At 72.9% G+C, this 14879-nt stretch carries 17 protein-coding genes and 1 pseudogene; 8 read left to right on the forward strand and 10 right to left on the reverse strand.

Annotated elements, in window-relative coordinates; genetic code table 11:
- On the forward strand, positions 1–97 hold a 97-nt coding region (locus CHC11_RS26425; protein WP_131764087.1), incomplete at its 5' end, for an acyl-CoA dehydrogenase family protein.
- Positions 98–804: 707 nt separating this feature from the next.
- Entirely contained in the window at positions 805–1602 is a 798-nt protein-coding gene (locus CHC11_RS26430; RefSeq protein WP_089314545.1) for an SAM-dependent methyltransferase, read from the forward strand.
- Positions 1603–1657: 55 nt separating this feature from the next.
- On the opposite strand, the gene CHC11_RS26435 is transcribed toward CHC11_RS26430, so the two are convergent.
- Positions 1658–2137: a MarR family winged helix-turn-helix transcriptional regulator gene (locus CHC11_RS26435; protein ID WP_089314745.1), complete on the reverse strand. Its 480-nt coding sequence runs from the start codon at positions 2135–2137 to the stop codon at positions 1658–1660.
- Between the two features lie 108 nt (positions 2138–2245).
- Between CHC11_RS26435 and CHC11_RS26440 the strand changes: the two genes are divergently transcribed.
- Positions 2246–2617 carry a VOC family protein gene (locus CHC11_RS26440; RefSeq protein ID WP_089314546.1) on the forward strand — a complete coding sequence of 124 codons (372 nt, stop codon included), beginning with the start codon at positions 2246–2248 and terminating at the stop codon, positions 2615–2617.
- 60 nt (positions 2618–2677) lie between these two features.
- Here CHC11_RS26440 and CHC11_RS26445 read toward each other — a convergent pair.
- Positions 2678–2911 (reverse strand): annotated as a pseudogene (locus CHC11_RS26445) (IS701 family transposase); the annotation flags it as partial.
- 78 nt (positions 2912–2989) lie between these two features.
- Between CHC11_RS26445 and CHC11_RS26450 the strand changes: the two are divergent.
- Complete coding sequence (locus CHC11_RS26450) at positions 2990–3460, forward strand: SRPBCC family protein (protein WP_089314547.1); 471 nt, start codon at positions 2990–2992, stop codon at positions 3458–3460.
- A gap of 10 nt (positions 3461–3470) precedes the next feature.
- On the opposite strand, the gene CHC11_RS26455 is transcribed toward CHC11_RS26450, so the two are convergent.
- Positions 3471–4193, reverse strand: coding sequence for a hypothetical protein (locus CHC11_RS26455; RefSeq protein ID WP_218826256.1), 723 nt, complete (start codon positions 4191–4193; stop codon positions 3471–3473).
- Positions 4194–4406: 213 nt separating this feature from the next.
- Here CHC11_RS26455 and CHC11_RS26460 point away from each other — a divergent pair, with 213 nt between their 5' ends.
- Complete coding sequence (locus CHC11_RS26460; protein ID WP_089314548.1) at positions 4407–5066, forward strand: GNAT family N-acetyltransferase; 660 nt, start codon at positions 4407–4409, stop codon at positions 5064–5066.
- A 44-nt stretch (positions 5067–5110) separates the two neighbouring features.
- On the opposite strand, the gene CHC11_RS41600 is transcribed toward CHC11_RS26460, so the two are convergent.
- From CHC11_RS41600 to CHC11_RS26485, 4 genes are all read right to left on the reverse strand, one after another.
- On the reverse strand, positions 5111–5449 hold the full coding sequence (locus CHC11_RS41600; RefSeq protein WP_179279008.1) for a hypothetical protein: 339 nt from the start codon (positions 5447–5449) through the stop codon (positions 5111–5113).
- 666 nt (positions 5450–6115) lie between these two features.
- Entirely contained in the window at positions 6116–6304 is a 189-nt protein-coding gene (locus CHC11_RS26475) for a DUF5999 family protein (RefSeq protein WP_089314747.1), read from the reverse strand.
- Positions 6305–6464: 160 nt separating this feature from the next.
- Entirely contained in the window at positions 6465–6962 is a 498-nt protein-coding gene (locus CHC11_RS41605) for a hypothetical protein (protein ID WP_179279009.1), read from the reverse strand.
- Positions 6963–7222: 260 nt separating this feature from the next.
- A complete protein-coding gene (locus CHC11_RS26485; protein WP_245919800.1) occupies positions 7223–8038 on the reverse strand; it encodes an SAM-dependent methyltransferase in 816 nt (271 codons plus the stop codon).
- Positions 8039–8241: 203 nt separating this feature from the next.
- On the opposite strand from CHC11_RS26485, the gene CHC11_RS26490 reads away from it, so the two are divergent.
- From CHC11_RS26490 to CHC11_RS26500, 3 genes are read left to right on the forward strand one after another with little or no spacing between them, the layout of a single operon-like run.
- Positions 8242–8955, forward strand: coding sequence for a DedA family protein (locus tag CHC11_RS26490; RefSeq protein ID WP_089314552.1), 714 nt, complete (start codon positions 8242–8244; stop codon positions 8953–8955).
- Positions 8939–10117, forward strand: coding sequence for a sensor histidine kinase (locus tag CHC11_RS26495; protein WP_245919802.1), 1179 nt, complete (start codon positions 8939–8941; stop codon positions 10115–10117). Before CHC11_RS26490 ends, CHC11_RS26495 begins: the two co-directional genes overlap by 17 nt.
- A complete protein-coding gene (locus tag CHC11_RS26500; protein ID WP_089314553.1) occupies positions 10108–10755 on the forward strand; it encodes a response regulator in 648 nt (215 codons plus the stop codon). The genes CHC11_RS26495 and CHC11_RS26500 overlap by 10 nt, the downstream gene beginning before the upstream one ends.
- A gap of 9 nt (positions 10756–10764) precedes the next feature.
- On the opposite strand, the gene CHC11_RS26505 is transcribed toward CHC11_RS26500, so the two are convergent.
- From CHC11_RS26505 to CHC11_RS26515, 3 genes are read right to left on the reverse strand one after another with little or no spacing between them, the layout of a single operon-like run.
- The gene (locus CHC11_RS26505) at positions 10765–12561 is read right to left on the reverse strand and encodes a GMC family oxidoreductase (protein WP_089314749.1); all 1797 of its coding nucleotides are present in this window, start codon (positions 12559–12561) and stop codon (positions 10765–10767) included.
- Between the two features lie 5 nt (positions 12562–12566).
- A complete protein-coding gene (locus CHC11_RS26510) occupies positions 12567–13952 on the reverse strand; it encodes a hypothetical protein (protein WP_218826258.1) in 1386 nt (461 codons plus the stop codon).
- Complete coding sequence (locus CHC11_RS26515; protein ID WP_179279010.1) at positions 13949–14641, reverse strand: FadR/GntR family transcriptional regulator; 693 nt, start codon at positions 14639–14641, stop codon at positions 13949–13951. Before CHC11_RS26515 ends, CHC11_RS26510 begins: the two co-directional genes overlap by 4 nt.
- Positions 14642–14879 lie beyond the last annotated feature (238 nt).

Raw genomic sequence — 14879 nt, forward strand, 5'->3', positions numbered from 1 at the left:
GGTGGAGCGGATGATGCGCGACGCCAAGATCACCCAGATCTACGAGGGCACCAACCAGATCCAGCGCATGGTCATGGCCCGCCAGCTCCTGAAGTGACCGGGCCGTAGGGGAGCCGGTTCAGACGGCCGGCAGCCGCACCTCGAACAGAGCGCCGCCGCCGGGGGCCTCGCGCACGGCGAGGTCCCCGCCGTCGCGTTCGTCGTGGCGGCGAGCCCGGCGATCTCGTTCCGCGCCCCCGGCACGGGCACCCGCCGGGCCAGGTCGCTGCCCGTGGACAGGTCCGGGTCGCCGCCCGACACCTCGCCGCGCGCCGGATCGTCGTCACCGCCGTCATCGTCGTCGCCCGACGGGGGCCGCCCGGGCCGCACGCCGGGGGAGCCGGTCCCGTGAATCCGCCGCAGGTCCTCGCTGGCCGCCCGCACCTGGCCCCACTCGTCCACGACCTGCACGGGATGGTCCTCCCCGTCCGGCAGGTCGAGCGCCGCGAACGGGGTGCCGGCGGCGAGCTGGGAGGCCACCTCGCGCGCCGCCACCTCCGCCTCCAGATCGGCCTGCCCGCCGAGGTTCGAGCGCAGCAGCAGCACCACCGCGAGCCCGGCGGCGACGAGCGCGACGGCCACCACGGCGGTCGCGCCCAGGGTCGTCCTGGCGCGGACGGACGCCGGGCGGCGGGCCATGTGCCGACGGGAGCGAGCACGAGGTCACCGTGGACGCCGCGACCGGCAAGGTGGTCGCCCAGGAGGTGGACGACGATGACTGACCTTTCCCCGTAGCGGGAAGGGACCGGCCGAGGAGGGTGGCGCATGAGCGACCAGAAACCCGTGCCAGGCATCGACACGAGCGTTCCGCACGTGGCGCGCATCTGGAACTACTGGCTTGGCGGCAAGGACAACTATCCGGTGGACCGCGAGGTCGGGGACCAGATCCTCGGGATGCTGCCGGACGTCGCGCGGCTGGCACGGGCCTCCCGGCTCTTCCTGAACCGGGTGGTGTGGCATCTGGCCGCCGAGGCCGGGATCCGCCAGTTCGTCGACATCGGCACGGGTCTGCCCACGGTGGACAACACCCACGAGGTCGCACAGCGCGCCGTCCCCGAGTCGAGGATCGTCTACGTCGACAACGACCCCGTGGTCCTGGAGCACGCGAAGGCCCTGCTCACCAGCACGCCCGAGGGGAGCACCTCCTACATCCACGCGGACCTCCGCGACCCGGGCGCGATCCTGGAAGGCGCCGCCGAGACGCTCGACCTCAGCCGTCCGACCGCGTTCACGCTGATGGGCATCCTGGAGTTCGTCCCCGACAACGACCAGGCGTGCGGGATCGTGCGGCGCCTCATGGACGCGGTGCCCTCCGGCAGCTACCTCGCCATGTACGACGGGACGAACGTCGTGCACGGAGAGGCGTCGGACCGCATCGTGGACGTCTGGAACGCCTCGGGCAACGCGCAGCTCGTCCTGCGGACGCCCGAGGAGATCGGGCACTTCTTCGACGGGCTGGTACTGGTGGAGCCCGGCATCGTCCCGGTGACGCACTGGCGGCCGGACGCGGCGGCCGAGCCGGAGGCCGTGGACGCCTACGGCGCCGTGGGCCGCAAGCCCTAGTACTGCAACGGCACTTGGTGGGTCGGAGCTGTCTCGTGGGTAGGCGCGGCTCTGTTCAGACTCCGAGCTCATCGACCAGGCGTTGGAGGTAGGAGGCGAACTGTTGGCGGTCTTGCTGATCCCACGTGATGGTGAGTTCGTCGAAGACACGGCGTTGCCAGCGGCGGGAACCGGTGAGGAGGTCGTGGCCGTTCGGGGTCAGTTGCAAGCAGACGCGGCGTCGGTCCCGTTCAGAGGCGACGCGGATGAGGTATCCGGTGGCGACGGCGTCGCGGACCATGCGGCTGGCCCCGGAGTGATCGAGTCCGAGTTGGTGAGCGACGGTACCGATCGTCGCTTCTGCAGCACCGTTGTGCGTGGTGTCGACGGCTTCGACGACCAGAATGTGCTGGACGTGGCGCATCTGGCCGGTCAGCTCTTCGGATGCTCGCATGGTCCAGCGACGTGACCAGAAGCGGACCAGCCGGAACAATGCCGGCCCGCCATCGGCCGTGCTGGCGGTGGCGTCGGGCTGGGCCGGTGATGCTCCCGTCATGTCCATAGCGTAGCGGGAATGAGTGCGAGACGCATGGACATCGGATGCGATACGCACATATATTGTCTGCGTATCGCACGCAGACGTTGCCATGGAAGGACAAGCGTCATGTCAGTTGTGTTGAACCACACGATCGTGCCGGTCACCGACAAGAGCGCCGGGGCAAGATTCTTCGCGGACCTGTTGGGGCTGCACATCCACGAGGAGGCAGGCCCCTTCGCGCCCGTGCGGGTCAACGCCGACCTCACCTTCGACTTCGACGATCGGCACGGCGTTCAGCCTGGCCACTACGCCTTCCTGATCGACGATGTCACCTTCGATGCGGTGCTGGAACGGCTCCGCCGTGACCCGGCGATCGACTATGGGTCCGGTCCAGAGCACGGTTGGGACCGTCAGATCAACCATCTCGGCGGCGGCCGTGGGGTTTATGTCCGCGACCCTGACGGGCATAGCTACGAACTGTTCACGGCCGTTCCATGAGCTGATCGGCAACGGCCCGCAGGCGAGTAGGTAAACCGCGGCGTTTGTCATGGCTGAGGCATCATCCCCGACTCCGTCGATGTCCCAGTCCGCTCGCCGCAACAACCGCTGCATCCCATCGGGTGAGAGGGCACCGGCATGCTCGGTTAGCGTCCAACCGTTCTTGCGCTCCAGCCCCGCGACCAGCCCGAACAAATACTCCCGGACTCGTTCACGCGGCTCAGACCGGGTGAACCGGTCCGCGATCCGCGCATGAATCCGATCCAGCTGCGCGACAATCACATCGACAACCACACGCCATGATCTCCTACGGATCACGACACAAGTGCCGTTGCAGTACTAGGAGCCCCCAGACCGCTGGAACAGGACGCGATGACCGGGAACGAGTTCGTCTACACGACCTATGTCAAGACCACGCCGGACCGGCTCTGGGAAGCGCTCACCGACCCGGCCTTCACCCGCCGTTACTGGGGCGTCGCCTTCGAGACCGACTGGAAGCCCGGATCCGCCGTCACCTGGCACGAGGAGGGCGCGACGACGTCCGATCCCGAGCAGGTCGTCCTCGAAGCCGAGCCGGGCCGGCGGCTCGCCTACACCTGGCACACCTTCACGCGCGAGTGGGCGCGGTCCACCGGCGTGGACGAGGAGACCCGCGCCCGCCTCCTGCGGGAACCCCGCTCCACAGTGGCCTTCGAGCTCGAACCCGTCGGGGGGACGGTGAGGCTGACCGTCGTCCACGTGGGCGGCGAGATGCTGCTCGGCATGTCCCGGCACGGCTGGCCGCACGTCCTGTCCGGCCTCAAGACCCTCCTGGAGACCGGCGCTCCCCTCCCCACCACGTAGGGCCCGGCGCTCAGGCGGCCAGCTTCTCGAGGCCGGTCCGCACCCAGCTGAGGCCCAGTTCGTCGGCCAGGTTCCGAGCGGTCTCGACGAGTGTGGCACGTTCAGGATCATCCTCGGGCAGCTCACCGGCGAGCAGCAGTTGGGCCGCGGCGATCTGCGGGCGCAGGCCGGCCGCAGCCCGCAGGTGAAGCGAGCGCCGCAGCATGTGCAGCCCCTCTTCGCGATCGCCGTCGCCGATCACGTGCCAGGCCATGTGGCGGAGCACGATGGACTCGAGGATCAGGTCGCCTTCCTGGTGGGAGGCATGAAGAGCCTTGGTGTAGTGCGCCTTCGCGGCGGCGCTGTCCTCGCGGATGTTGTCGAGGAGCGCACCCCAGTGGAACTCGGCCCATCCGTGCGTCTTCGGGTCGGCGGATGCGAAACGGTACCCGGCCTCCGCGGTCTCGTAGTCCCCTGGCAGCGGGTCCAGCCGGAAGAGCAGGCGGGTGTAGGCGAGCCGGGCGGTGAGGAGACGGGCGCGCAGCGATTCCGGATCGAGCGCCGCTATCGCGTCGGCCGCGGCTTCGACGCCGTCGACTCGGAACAGCAACCGCTCGTAAAGGATCTCGGCCCTCAGTTCGAGCGCTTCGGTGCTCTCCTCCTCGGCCAGCAGAGCGGCTGCGTGGTCCCAGTCACCGAGTACATGGAGACGGCGGGCCGCCTCGAGACCAGAGTAGGTGTCATAAGCAATCATGACGCCTACCGTAGGAGGCGAGCGTGTAGGCGGTCAAGTGCGCTACGGGAACTACATGGAGGGTGTGCCGTCTGGCGGAGACCGTTGACCTAACGCCTCGGCCTGCTGGGCTCGTCACCGTTGACCAGTTCGACGGCCAGCCGGGTCAGATCGCCGATGTAGGCAACATAACGCACTTGACCACCTACCTGCTCCGCTCGCATAGTAGGCGGCATGGACATGAACACCGACTACAGTATGACGTCTGCCGCAAATGCCGGGCGGGCCTCGGGGAACATCCCGCTAACTCGGGCCGAGACGGCCGATCCCGGTCCTGGGCACATGATCGCCGACATCGACCTGGGCCAGGGCCTGCGGCTGCGCACCTTGACCCCCCGTGACGCCGCCCTCGTGGTCGAGGCCACCGGCACCGAGACCGCCCGGGCCCTCTGGGGGCCGCACCCGGCCGGGCCCTACACGCCGCGGGACGCGCGCGCCGCCCTGAACGACTGGGATCCAGCCGCAGGACGCCAGGCGTCCTACGGGATGCTCGAGCGTGGCCGCCTGCTCGGCGCCCTGGGGCTGATGATCGACGGCCCGCACAGCGCCGAACTCGCCTACTGGGTGCGACCGGAAAACCGTCGTCAGGGCCTGGCCCTGCGCGGCGTCAACGCGCTGACCCGCTGGGCGCACGACGAACTGGGCCTGGACCGGATCTGGCTTGAGGCCGAACCGGACAACACCCCCTCGCTACGTCTGGCCGACCGCGCCGGCTTCCAGTTCGAAGAACGCCTCCCGCACCACTGCCGTACCTGGTCCGCACCGGACCCCGAACACGACACATGGCACGACTGCATGATCTGGGCCCACAGCACGGCGTCACCGGTGACCTGAACCCAGACCACTCCACCAGGTGCAGGTGAGAGGAGGTCGCCTCCTCACCTGAGCATGCTGCTGCCGCCGGACTCCTCCTCGCCGTCGGTGGTGTGCTCCAGCTCCAGGTACTCGTCGTCGGGCCAGAGCTCGTCGGCCACGAAGGCGAGGTACTCCTCGTCGCCCGGGTCCAGCTCGGCGGTCATGGACTCCGGGTGGCCCGGGGGATCGATGGCGGGGGGAGGGGGCGGGACGGTGCGCAGCGCCTCGGGGACGGGATGCCGCGGCTCCGGGGCGGGCCGCGGCGGTTCCGGGGCGGGGCGCGGCGGCATGGGGTGGAGGAGGTTCGGCAGGAAGAGGCCGAACAGGGCGACCAGGGACGCGAGGACCAGGACTGTGACCACACCACACCGTCCTTCCGCGGTCGAGTTCCGCATGATTGTTGCGTAAGTAGCAAAACAGTTGAACGCTACCGGGATCGCCCGCCGGATGGGAGTCCGACATGCGGATCTTTGGAGACGAACAGCGCGCGGCGTCTCATGCGGACGCGCGCGAGCGGGCGAGGTTCACCTGGGATCGCCTCGGCCCCTGTCCGGTCGCCTCTCCAAGGCTGGGCGCGATCCTCGTGCGGGGGCGCCACGACACGCGGGCTTTCGTCGCGCGCTGCCAGGGTTTGGCACGCGGGTTGGAGTCCGGTGGTGGTCGCCTCATGAAGGCGCGGAAACGTGGTCTCGGCATGGGCGGGGGGCGGGAGAGCGTCGCCGGGTCCCGGCGACCGGCGGAGCGGCGGGACGCAGCGGGATCTTCACGGCGAGCCGTGGAGGACGCGCCAGGCGGGACGGCGGGTGGCCGAGGCGAGTGGAGGTCTCTGCGCTCGGGCCGGGGGCGGCGCGTTCGAGGACGGGCGCCGGTTCATACGCCTGACGTGGGGGTCCTGCGGCGGATGCCGCCTCTGGGGGAGGTCTGCCAGAGGTGCCGACGCGGCGTCCCGGGCGGCGAGAACTCGTCCGGCGTCGGCGGCGACGACCGGCACGTGGCCGGACGATGGAGCCGGGACGGGGGAGCGGGCTCTAGGCGGCGGTGGTGGGCCGGTGCGGGGCGATGACGCGGCCGTCGGGAAGGAGTTCGCCGGTGTCGTCGAAGACGACGACACCGTTGCACAGCAGGTTCCACCCCTGCTCGGGGTGGGCGGCGATGATGCGTGCGGCCTCGCGGTCGAGGTCGTTCGGCTGCGGACAGCACGGCTCGTGCTGGCAGATGGTGTGGTGCTCGGCGGTCACAGGGTTCCTCCACGGGTGTCCCACATGATTAAGGACATAATCAGCCTGCCGCGCCGCGTCCGAAATATGCAAGTGGATGGCGAATTTTTTACCCTCGGTCAGGTGTGAACACGCCGGAGCTCGGGCAATCAGGGGCGATTTACCGCAAGATGCCCCCGTCCGGTTCGCCTCCGTGGTCCACGTCCAGGCCGACGACGGCCGTGCAGCCCGTGCAGATCCACTCGGCGACGACCGCCTCGGAGTTGGTGCCGTGCGTCCGGTAGGGGCGTTCGACGGTGCGGCGCCGCATGCCGTGGCCACAGGAGGAGTGCAGGAGCCTGCCGCAGGCGGGGCACGGCCAGACGTCCTCGCGGCGCAGATCGCAGCGGGGGCACAGCGGCGACTCGTAGTGGCCCGCCGGCTCGCCGAACTCCAGCTCGATCTGCCACTCGTGCTCCAGATCGAGGTACTCGTCCGCCGGCCAGTGGTGGTCGGCCAGCCAGGCGAGGTACTCCTCGTCCCCCGGGCCGAGGACGGCCGTCAGCGACTCAGGGTGCCGATCGTCGGAGCGGTCGGGGAACCTGCCGCGCCGCGCGGTGGCCAGGAGCGTCAGCAGGCCCACGAGCGCGGCCGCGGCCAGGCCTGTCGCCAGGGGCATCGCGGCGTCCTTACATGATCTTGTGGCGGGAAAGTCCGATCATGAATGCACTTCACAAAACGCTGCGAACGCTACAAGAAAGGCCTGACAACGGAAAAGTCGATCAAAAAGATCTTTTACCTGGATCATGACCGGACACTGGTCCGAAACCGGGGGGCGAGGCCGTCCGTAACCGCGCGGCCTGCGGGAACCGGGCCTCCGAGCCTCCTCCGCCGGCGGCTGCCGGCGGGACCGGTTTCACTCTCCGCTGAATCCGCTGATCAGTCTTTCCTGCCGAGCACGGCGACCATCTGGGTGTGCAGCGGATGCTCCAGCGGCCCGGCGGGCCCGGCGGGCCGCCATTGCGTCACGTGGGCCACCCCCGGTTCCAGGATCGTGAGACCCTCCATGAACCGCTCGACCTCGGAGGAGTGCCGGAAGTAGGACCCGCCGAGCCCTGACTGCAGGATGCGCTTGGCCTCCTCGACGCGCGGGTCGTCCCCCGAGTCGTGCAGGTGGGTGAGCACGACGTGGCTGCCGGACGCCAGGAACGGGAGCAGCGCCCGGACGACCCCGGCCGGGTCGCGCTCGTCCGGCACGTGGTGGATGATCGCGGCCAGCACGACGCCCACCGGGCGCGACAGGTCGAGCAGCCCGGTCAGCGCGGGGTCGGTGAAGATCTTCTCAGGCTCGTACAGGTCGCCCTGGATGAACGTCGCGACGCCGGTCTCGGTCAGCAGCGCCCGCCCGTGCGCCAGCACGATCGGGTCGTTGTCGACGTACACCACCCGCGCGTCCGGGTTGGCCGTCCGGGCGAACTGGTGCACGTTGGACGACGTGGGCAGCCCCGACCCGATGTCGACGAACTGGTCGATCCCGAGATCGCGGGCCATGTAGGTCACCGCCCGGTCGATGGCGACCCGGTTGCCCTGGGCCACGACGGGGGCCTCCGGCACGAGCTGCATCACCATGTCGGCCACCTCGCGGTCGGCGGCGAAGTTGTCCTTGCCGCCGAGGAAGTAGTCGTACACGCGCGCGAAGGTGGGCGTGGAGGGGTCGATGCCCGGAGGTGCGTTCTCGGGGAGGTCGTCGGCCACGCGCGCGGCTCCTTCTGTTGTGCGCCCTGATCCCCTGAGCGGGCGACGGCGGTGATCCAACAGTAGGACGAATCCCCCTCCCCGTCCGGGTTTCGCCGCGGCCGGGGTGCGGTTTTCCGCAGGGACGGGGTGCGGCGTGCGGCCGGACGGCTCGGCGGTGCGCTCCATGGTGGCGCGGCGCCCGGTTTCCTAGCGTCATCACCATGATCGAGACGATGTACGCGGCGTCCGGAGGCGGCCCCGAGGGAGGCGTCGCGGGGTGGGCGACGGACCTGATGGACAAGCTGGGCGCGCCCGGGGCGGGGCTGGCGATCGCGCTGGAGAACCTGTTCCCGCCGCTGCCGAGCGAAGTGATCCTCCCCCTGGCGGGGTTCGCCTCCGCGCAGGGCCGGATGAGCCTGGTCGCGGCGCTCGCGTGGACGACGGCCGGCAGCGTGGCCGGGGCACTGGCGCTGTACGGGATCGGCGCGCTGATCGGGCGGGACCGGATCCGCGCGCTGGTGGCCCGGCTGCCGCTGGTCAAGCTCGACGACCTGGACCGGACGGAGGCGTGGTTCGCCCGGCACGGCGCCAAGGCCGTGTTCTTCGGCCGGATGATCCCGATCTTCCGCAGCCTGATCTCCGTCCCGGCCGGGGTGGAGCGGATGAGGATGGCGACGTTCCTGCTCTACACCGCCCTCGGCAGCCTGCTGTGGAACACGGTGTTCGTGCTGGCCGGGTACGGGCTCGGGGACAACTGGCGGACGGTGGAGGAGTACGTCGGCGTCTACTCCAAGGCCGTGGTCGCGCTGGTCGGGCTGGCGGCGCTGGCGTTCGTCGCCGTACGTATCGTGAAGTCGCGCCGGTCCGGGCGGCGCGCGGGACCGGGGGCGCACCGAGCGGAGGCGAGAGAACTCGAACGTGATCGCGACTTTTGAGGTGCCGCGCGGCGGCCCGCGCGCGGCGGCGCGGGCCGCGGCGGGCCTGCTGCTCGGCGCGGTCACGGCCGGAGCGGAACTGGTGCTGCTGGCGGGGGCGGCGGTCCTGATGGCGTACTCGATGGCCTTCTCGCGCGGGCGCCGGAAGGTGCCCGCGGCCGTCGCCGAGGGCGCCGAACTCCTGGCCGAGCTGGAGCTCTGGAGGCTCCGGGCGTTCCTCGGCGAGGACCGGGCCGTCCGGTACGGCCCGTTGAAGGCACTCGCGTACCTCGTGCTGCGGGTGCCGGTGGGGCTGCTCGGCGGCGTGATCCTGCTGCTGCTCGGCTACGGGGCGGCGGCCGCGGTCCGGCTGGCGGTGGGCTGGTGGATCACGGGCGACTACATGGACGGCATCCCGCCGACCTGGTGGATCGTCCTCTACACGGCCGTCGCGGGCGTGGTGCTGCTCTTCCTCGCCGTCCAGGGCCTGGTCGGGGTCGCGGCGATGGAGCGGAGCGTGGCCAGGCGCTGCCTCGGGCCGAGCCCGCTGGAGGAGTACGAGCGCCGCATCGCGCAGCTGTCGGTGACGCGGGCGCAGGTGGTGGACGCGGTGGACGACGAACGCCGCCGCATCGAGCGCGACCTGCACGACGGCGTCCAGCAGCGGCTCGTGGCGCTCGGCATGCTGATCGGGCGGGCCCGCCGCGCCGGCGGCGGGGAGCGGGCGGCCGAGCTGCTGAGGCAGGCGCACGAGGAGTCGCAGCGGGCGCTGGCGGACCTGCGGGAGGTCACCTGGCGGGTCTACCCCGCCGCGCTGGACGGCGAGGGGCTGCGGGCGGCGCTGGAGACCGTGGCCGAGCGGTCCGCGCTGCCGGTGGCGATCCACTACGACGTCCCCGGCCGGCCGCCGCACGCGGTCGAGACCGCGGCGTACTTCGTCGTCTGCGAGGCCGTCACGAACGCCGCGAAGCACTCCGGCGCCGCGTCGGTGCGGGTGGCCGTGGCGGGATCGGCGACAATGATCGGCGTGCGCATCGAGGACGACGGAGGCGGGGGAGCCGACCCGGGCGGCGGCGGGCTCGCCGGGCTGGCGCGCCGGGTGGCCGCGCTGGACGGGACGTTCGCCGTGGACAGCCCGCGCGGCGGCCCGACCGTGATCACCGCGGAGCTGCCGTGCGGGTGATGCTGGCCGAGGACTCCACGCTGCTGCGCGAGGGCCTGGTGCGGCTGCTCGCCGAGGAGGGCCACCGGGTGGAGGCGGCGGTCGGCGACGGCGACGCGCTGATCGCGGCGGTGGCCGGCGGTCCGCCCGACGTCGTGGTCGTCGACGTCCGGATGCCGCCCAGCCACACCGACGAGGGCCTGCGCGCCGCCCTGGAGATACGGCGGCGCTGGCCGGACGTGGGGGTGCTCGTCCTGTCGCAGTACGTGGAGAAGCGCTACGCGTCCGAACTGATCACCGCGGACACCGCGGGCGTCGGCTACCTGCTGAAGGACCGGGTCGCGCAGGTCGACGAGTTCCTCGACGCCCTGGAGCGCGTCGGCGCGGGCGGCGCCGCGTTCGACCCGGAGGTGGTGCGCCGGCTGCTGGCCGCGCACGGCGCGCAGGGCGACCCGCTGGCGCGCCTGACCCCGCGCGAGCGGGAGGTCCTCGACACGATGGCGCAGGGGCACACCAACGCCTCGATCGCCGCCCACCTCCACATCTCGCAGAGCGCCGTCGAGAAGCACATCAACGCGATCTTCGACAAGCTCGACCTGTCGCACGCGACCGGGTACAGCCGCCGCGTCCTGGCCGTCCTGCGGTACCTGGGGTCCTGACGGCGGCGCCTACCCGATCCCCTCGGCGATCCGCAGCGCCATCGCCATGATGGTGAGCTGCGGGTTCACCTCGGGGCAGGTCGGCAGGACCGACGCGTCGGCCACGTGCACGCCGCGCACGCCGCGCACGCGGCCGGAGGGGGCGACGGGCGCGCGGGCCGCGTCGGCGCCGAGCCGCGCCGTCCCGGTCGGGTGGAACCCGGCCAGGTGCAGGTCGCCGGCGGACGCCATCGCCACGGCGTGCGTGAGTTCGGCCTCGTCGCGGGCGACCGGGCGGCGGGGCAGGCCGGTGAGGACCTCCTCGGCGCCGGCCGCGAACAGGATCCGGCCCATCGCGACGAGCGCCCGCCGCAGCCGGGCCGCGTCCTCCCGGGCCAGGTCGTAGCGCACGAGCGCGCGGTGCCGCGCGCCGTGAACGCGGCCGGAGGGGGCATCGGCGATCATCGCGCCGAGCACGGCCAGGCGGTCGGCGCCCTCCAGCGCGCGGCGCAGCGCCCGTCCCGCGCCCGGCAGCGGGAACGAGCTCATGCCGGGCGGGCTCGCGGTCGCCTCGATGAGGATCCCGTCTCCGTGCAGTTCCTCGACGCCGACGCTCTGCATCACCCCTGACCAGGACACGACCGGCTCGGCGAACCGCCCGGCGATGTTCGTCGCGGGGTGGACGGCCATACCGCGTCCCACCCCGGGGTGCGCGCCGATGCCCGACCGCCTCAGCAGCAGCGGCGTCTCCAGGGCGCCGGCCGCGACGACGACGCGGGGCGAGAGGACCTCGAAGGCCGTGCCGTCCGGGCGGCGCGCGCGCACGCCGGCGGCCGCGCCGCGCTCGACGAGGATCCGTTCGACCCGGGCCCGGGAGACGATCCGCGCTCCCGCCTCGCACGCCTGGGGGAGCGCGTTCAGATGGACGCCGTACTTGGCGTTGTGCGGGCAGCCGGCGGCGCACTGCCCGCTGCCCACGCAGTCGGGGGCGTTGCGGCGCAGCGGCCCCGCGCGCCAGCCGAGCCGCTCGGCGCCCTCCAGCGCGAGCAGCCCGTTGCGGCCGAGGGGTCCGATCGGCTGCCGGGCGACCCTCAGCGTGGCCTCGACCTCGTCGAGGCGGTCGCCGAAGTCCCCGACCGGGACGCCCAGCCCCGCCCACCGCCGCAGGACGCGGTCCGGCGTCCGGTAGCAGGTGCCGCTGTTGACGACGGTCGTCCCGCCGACCGCGCGGCCCTGGGGCAGCAGCACCGGCGGGCGGCCGAACGCGACGGTGGAGCCGCCGTCCCGGTACAGGTCGAGGAACCGGTCGAGCGGCGGGCGGTCGCGGAACTCGCCCACGGTGAACCGCCGCCCCTCCTCCAGGACCACCACCGACATGCCGCGCCGGGCGAGGGTCCGCGCGGCCATCGCGCCGCCGGCGCCCGACCCGATCACGACGGCGTCGGCGGTCGAGCACGCGGGCCAGCCCTCCGACGGCGTGCAGTCCAGCGGCGCGTCGGGGCGCGGGTCGCCGGCCGTCCGGGGGAGCGGCAGCAGCTCGGTGCCGGCGGCGAGCAGCAGGGGGACCTTCAGCACCTCCACGAGCCGCGCCGCCGGCTCACGGGAGGTCAGCAGGGCGCAGAACGCGTCGCGGCGGTCGGCGTCCAGGCCGTCCAGCGGGTGGCCGGTGACGAGCCGGGACAGCGCGTCCAGCGTGCCCGCGCCGGCGCGCAGGCCGAGCCGCGCGGGCGCCGGCAGCGCCCGGCCGATGGCCTCCGCGCGGGCGGACACCCGCGCCAGGTCGCCGGCGTCCTCGATGCCGAGCAGCGCCGCGACCGTTCCGGTCATCGCGCTCACCGCAGCCCCACCTCCGCGTGCCCGGTGCCGTCCAGCCGCCATTCGCGCTCGGTCTCCCAGCCGCGCCCCGCCCGCCGGGCCAGCACGATCCGGACGTCGGCGCGCTCGGAGTTGTGGCAGACGGCCGGGGCGCCGTCCGGGTCGGCGTAGTCGACGGAGACGGTCTCCCCGGGCGGCAGCGTCACCCGCACGTGGACGCGCCGGTCGCCGATGCGCCCGTGCACCGTCCAGACCGGCAGGCCGATGGCGGCGCGCAGCCGCAGCGCCGCGAGCAGCGGGTCGCCGGTGGCCAGGTCGGCGCCGTCCACCCGGAGCCGGACGAACGGCAGCGGGGGGAGCCGGTCCATCCCCGGACGCGTCGAGACCGCCGCCACGATCTCGCACACGTCGCCGCCGCCGAGGTCGGCGTGCAGCCACGCCCAGCGCCGCGCGTTCCCGTGCCCGTAGACGCGGGCGGACGCGCCGGGGGCGGCGTCCAGTTCCAGGACGCGGTCGCCGAACCGCACCACGCCGCCGTACGTCGCCGCCGGCCTCGGGACGATCTGCGCGGCGGGCAGGAGCTCGGACTCCCACGCCCAGCGCGGGAAGGTGTAGAGGGCGCGGCCGCCTCCCGACTCGCGCAGGTCCCAGGTGACGGCCCCGGCCGTGCCGGTGAGCCGCCCATCGGCCTGCTCGACGGGCCCGGCGGCGAACGCGGCGTCCTCCGGCGGGCTCCACTCCTCCGGGCCGAACCGCGCGAGCACCGGCGCCTCGCCGGGCGGGAACACGGCGGCCCAGCCGTGCGCCCGCGCGACGCCCGCGTCCGCCGCGCCCTTGACCGGCGCGACGAGCTCGTGGTGGAGCCACACGCCCGTCCCGGTCGCCGGGTCGGTCAGCGTCGTGTACCAGACCTCCAGCCGCCCCGCCTGCCCGCGCCACCGCGACCGCATGGGGTCCGGCCCGGGGAGGCGGATGCCGCCGAGGAAGCGGGCGAGGTCGCGGCGCAGGTCGAAGCGCAGCCGCGCCTCACCGGCCACGGCCCCGTCCTCGTCGGTCACCGTGAGCGGCAGGAACGTCATCGACCGGACGGGGTGCCGCGGGCTGACGGTCTTCCAGCCGTCCAGGCGCAGCCGCCGCCCGTCGCCGGCGGTGAAGCCCAGCGTGTAGCGGATCCGGCGCGCCGCGAGGGGCGCCACCCGCAGCCGCCCGGACGCCGCCGGGTCGTCCGCCCAGTCCGGTACGCGGACGCGTCCGGTCAGCGCCCCCTCCGCATCGCCCCAGGGAACCAGCACGCCCGGCAGGTCGGCGGCCAGCTCCAGCCGCATCGGGCGGTCGCGGTCCTCCCCGGCGAGCCGCAGCGACCCCTCCATCACCTCGTCGAAGACCGTGCGCCGCGCGCTCATCGCGAGCCCCGCATGATCGACTCGGTTTCGGCGAAGTACGCGCCCGCCGCCTCGCGCGCCCGCGCGGCGTCGCCGTCGCACAGGGCCTCGACCAGGGGCGCGAGCCGGTCCGCGGCCGCCGCCGGGTCGGCGAAGGCGTGCGTGAAGCCCTCCCGGACGGCGAGGTAGGCGTTCAGCAGGGCGTTGACCATGAACCCGTAGACCCGGTTGCCGGTGGCCGCCGCGATGACCCGGTGGACCTCGCACTCGGCCAGCTGGGCCTCGTCGCCTCCGGCGGCGTCCCTGACCAGCGCGGCCAGCTCCCGCAGCCGGGCCCGCTGCTCGCCGGTCGCGTGGACCGCCGCCTTGGCCGCGACCTGCGCGCCGACCTCGCGCCGCACCTCGAAGATCTCCGCCATCCAGGCCGCCCCGACGGTGCTGACCAGCATCGGCAGCAGCTCGGGCCCGCCCAGCCGCTCGTAGTCGCGGACCCGCGTCCCCACGCCGTGCCGCGTCTCCAGCAGGCCGGCCTGGGCGAGCCGGACGATCGCGTGCTTCAGCGACGTCCGGGTGACCGCGTAGCCGGCGGCGAGGTCCCGCTCCGGCGGCAGGTAGGAGCCGGGCGGGTAGCGGCCGCCGAGCACGTCGTCGCGCAGCCGGTCGACGAGCGCGTCGACGACCGTGTCGCGGGGGATCGGGGAGGACGGCACCGGCAACCTCCAGAGGATGAGTGGATGAGCCACTGGACCACAAGCCCGGCCCTGCCGTCAAGCCGGCATCACCCCGGTCGGCCTTCCCGCGGGCTGGCCGATCCTCGTCGACGAGGCCGTCGCCGCCGCCCCGCACGTCGCCATCGGCAGCGGCCCGCGCAGATCGAGAGCCTCCTTCCGGGCGAGGCGCTCGGCGGGCTGCCGGAAGCGGAAGGTCATTGCCCTGGCGCGGTAAGGG

Origin of the sequence: Actinomadura mexicana (genome assembly GCF_900188105.1) — a bacterium.
In the GTDB taxonomy this organism is placed as follows: domain Bacteria; phylum Actinomycetota; class Actinomycetes; order Streptosporangiales; family Streptosporangiaceae; genus Spirillospora; species Spirillospora mexicana.

Excerpts from the sequence above, each read along its gene's own strand:
- CHC11_RS26440 (WP_089314546.1), top strand. The coding sequence starts at position 2,246 with ATGTCAGTTGTGTTGAACCACACGATCGTGCCGGTCACCGACAAGAGC.
- CHC11_RS26490 (WP_089314552.1), top strand. The coding sequence starts at position 8,242 with ATGATCGAGACGATGTACGCGGCGTCCGGAGGCGGCCCCGAGGGAGGC.
- CHC11_RS26430 (WP_089314545.1), top strand. The coding sequence starts at position 805 with ATGAGCGACCAGAAACCCGTGCCAGGCATCGACACGAGCGTTCCGCAC.
- CHC11_RS26455 (WP_218826256.1), bottom strand. The coding sequence starts at position 4,193 with ATGATTGCTTATGACACCTACTCTGGTCTCGAGGCGGCCCGCCGTCTC.
- CHC11_RS41605 (WP_179279009.1), bottom strand. The coding sequence starts at position 6,962 with ATGCCCCTGGCGACAGGCCTGGCCGCGGCCGCGCTCGTGGGCCTGCTG.
- CHC11_RS26435 (WP_089314745.1), bottom strand. The coding sequence starts at position 2,137 with ATGACGGGAGCATCACCGGCCCAGCCCGACGCCACCGCCAGCACGGCC.
- CHC11_RS26460 (WP_089314548.1), top strand. The coding sequence starts at position 4,407 with ATGGACATGAACACCGACTACAGTATGACGTCTGCCGCAAATGCCGGG.
- CHC11_RS26450 (WP_089314547.1), top strand. The coding sequence starts at position 2,990 with ATGACCGGGAACGAGTTCGTCTACACGACCTATGTCAAGACCACGCCG.
- CHC11_RS26510 (WP_218826258.1), bottom strand. The coding sequence starts at position 13,952 with ATGAGCGCGCGGCGCACGGTCTTCGACGAGGTGATGGAGGGGTCGCTG.
- CHC11_RS26505 (WP_089314749.1), bottom strand. The coding sequence starts at position 12,561 with ATGACCGGAACGGTCGCGGCGCTGCTCGGCATCGAGGACGCCGGCGAC.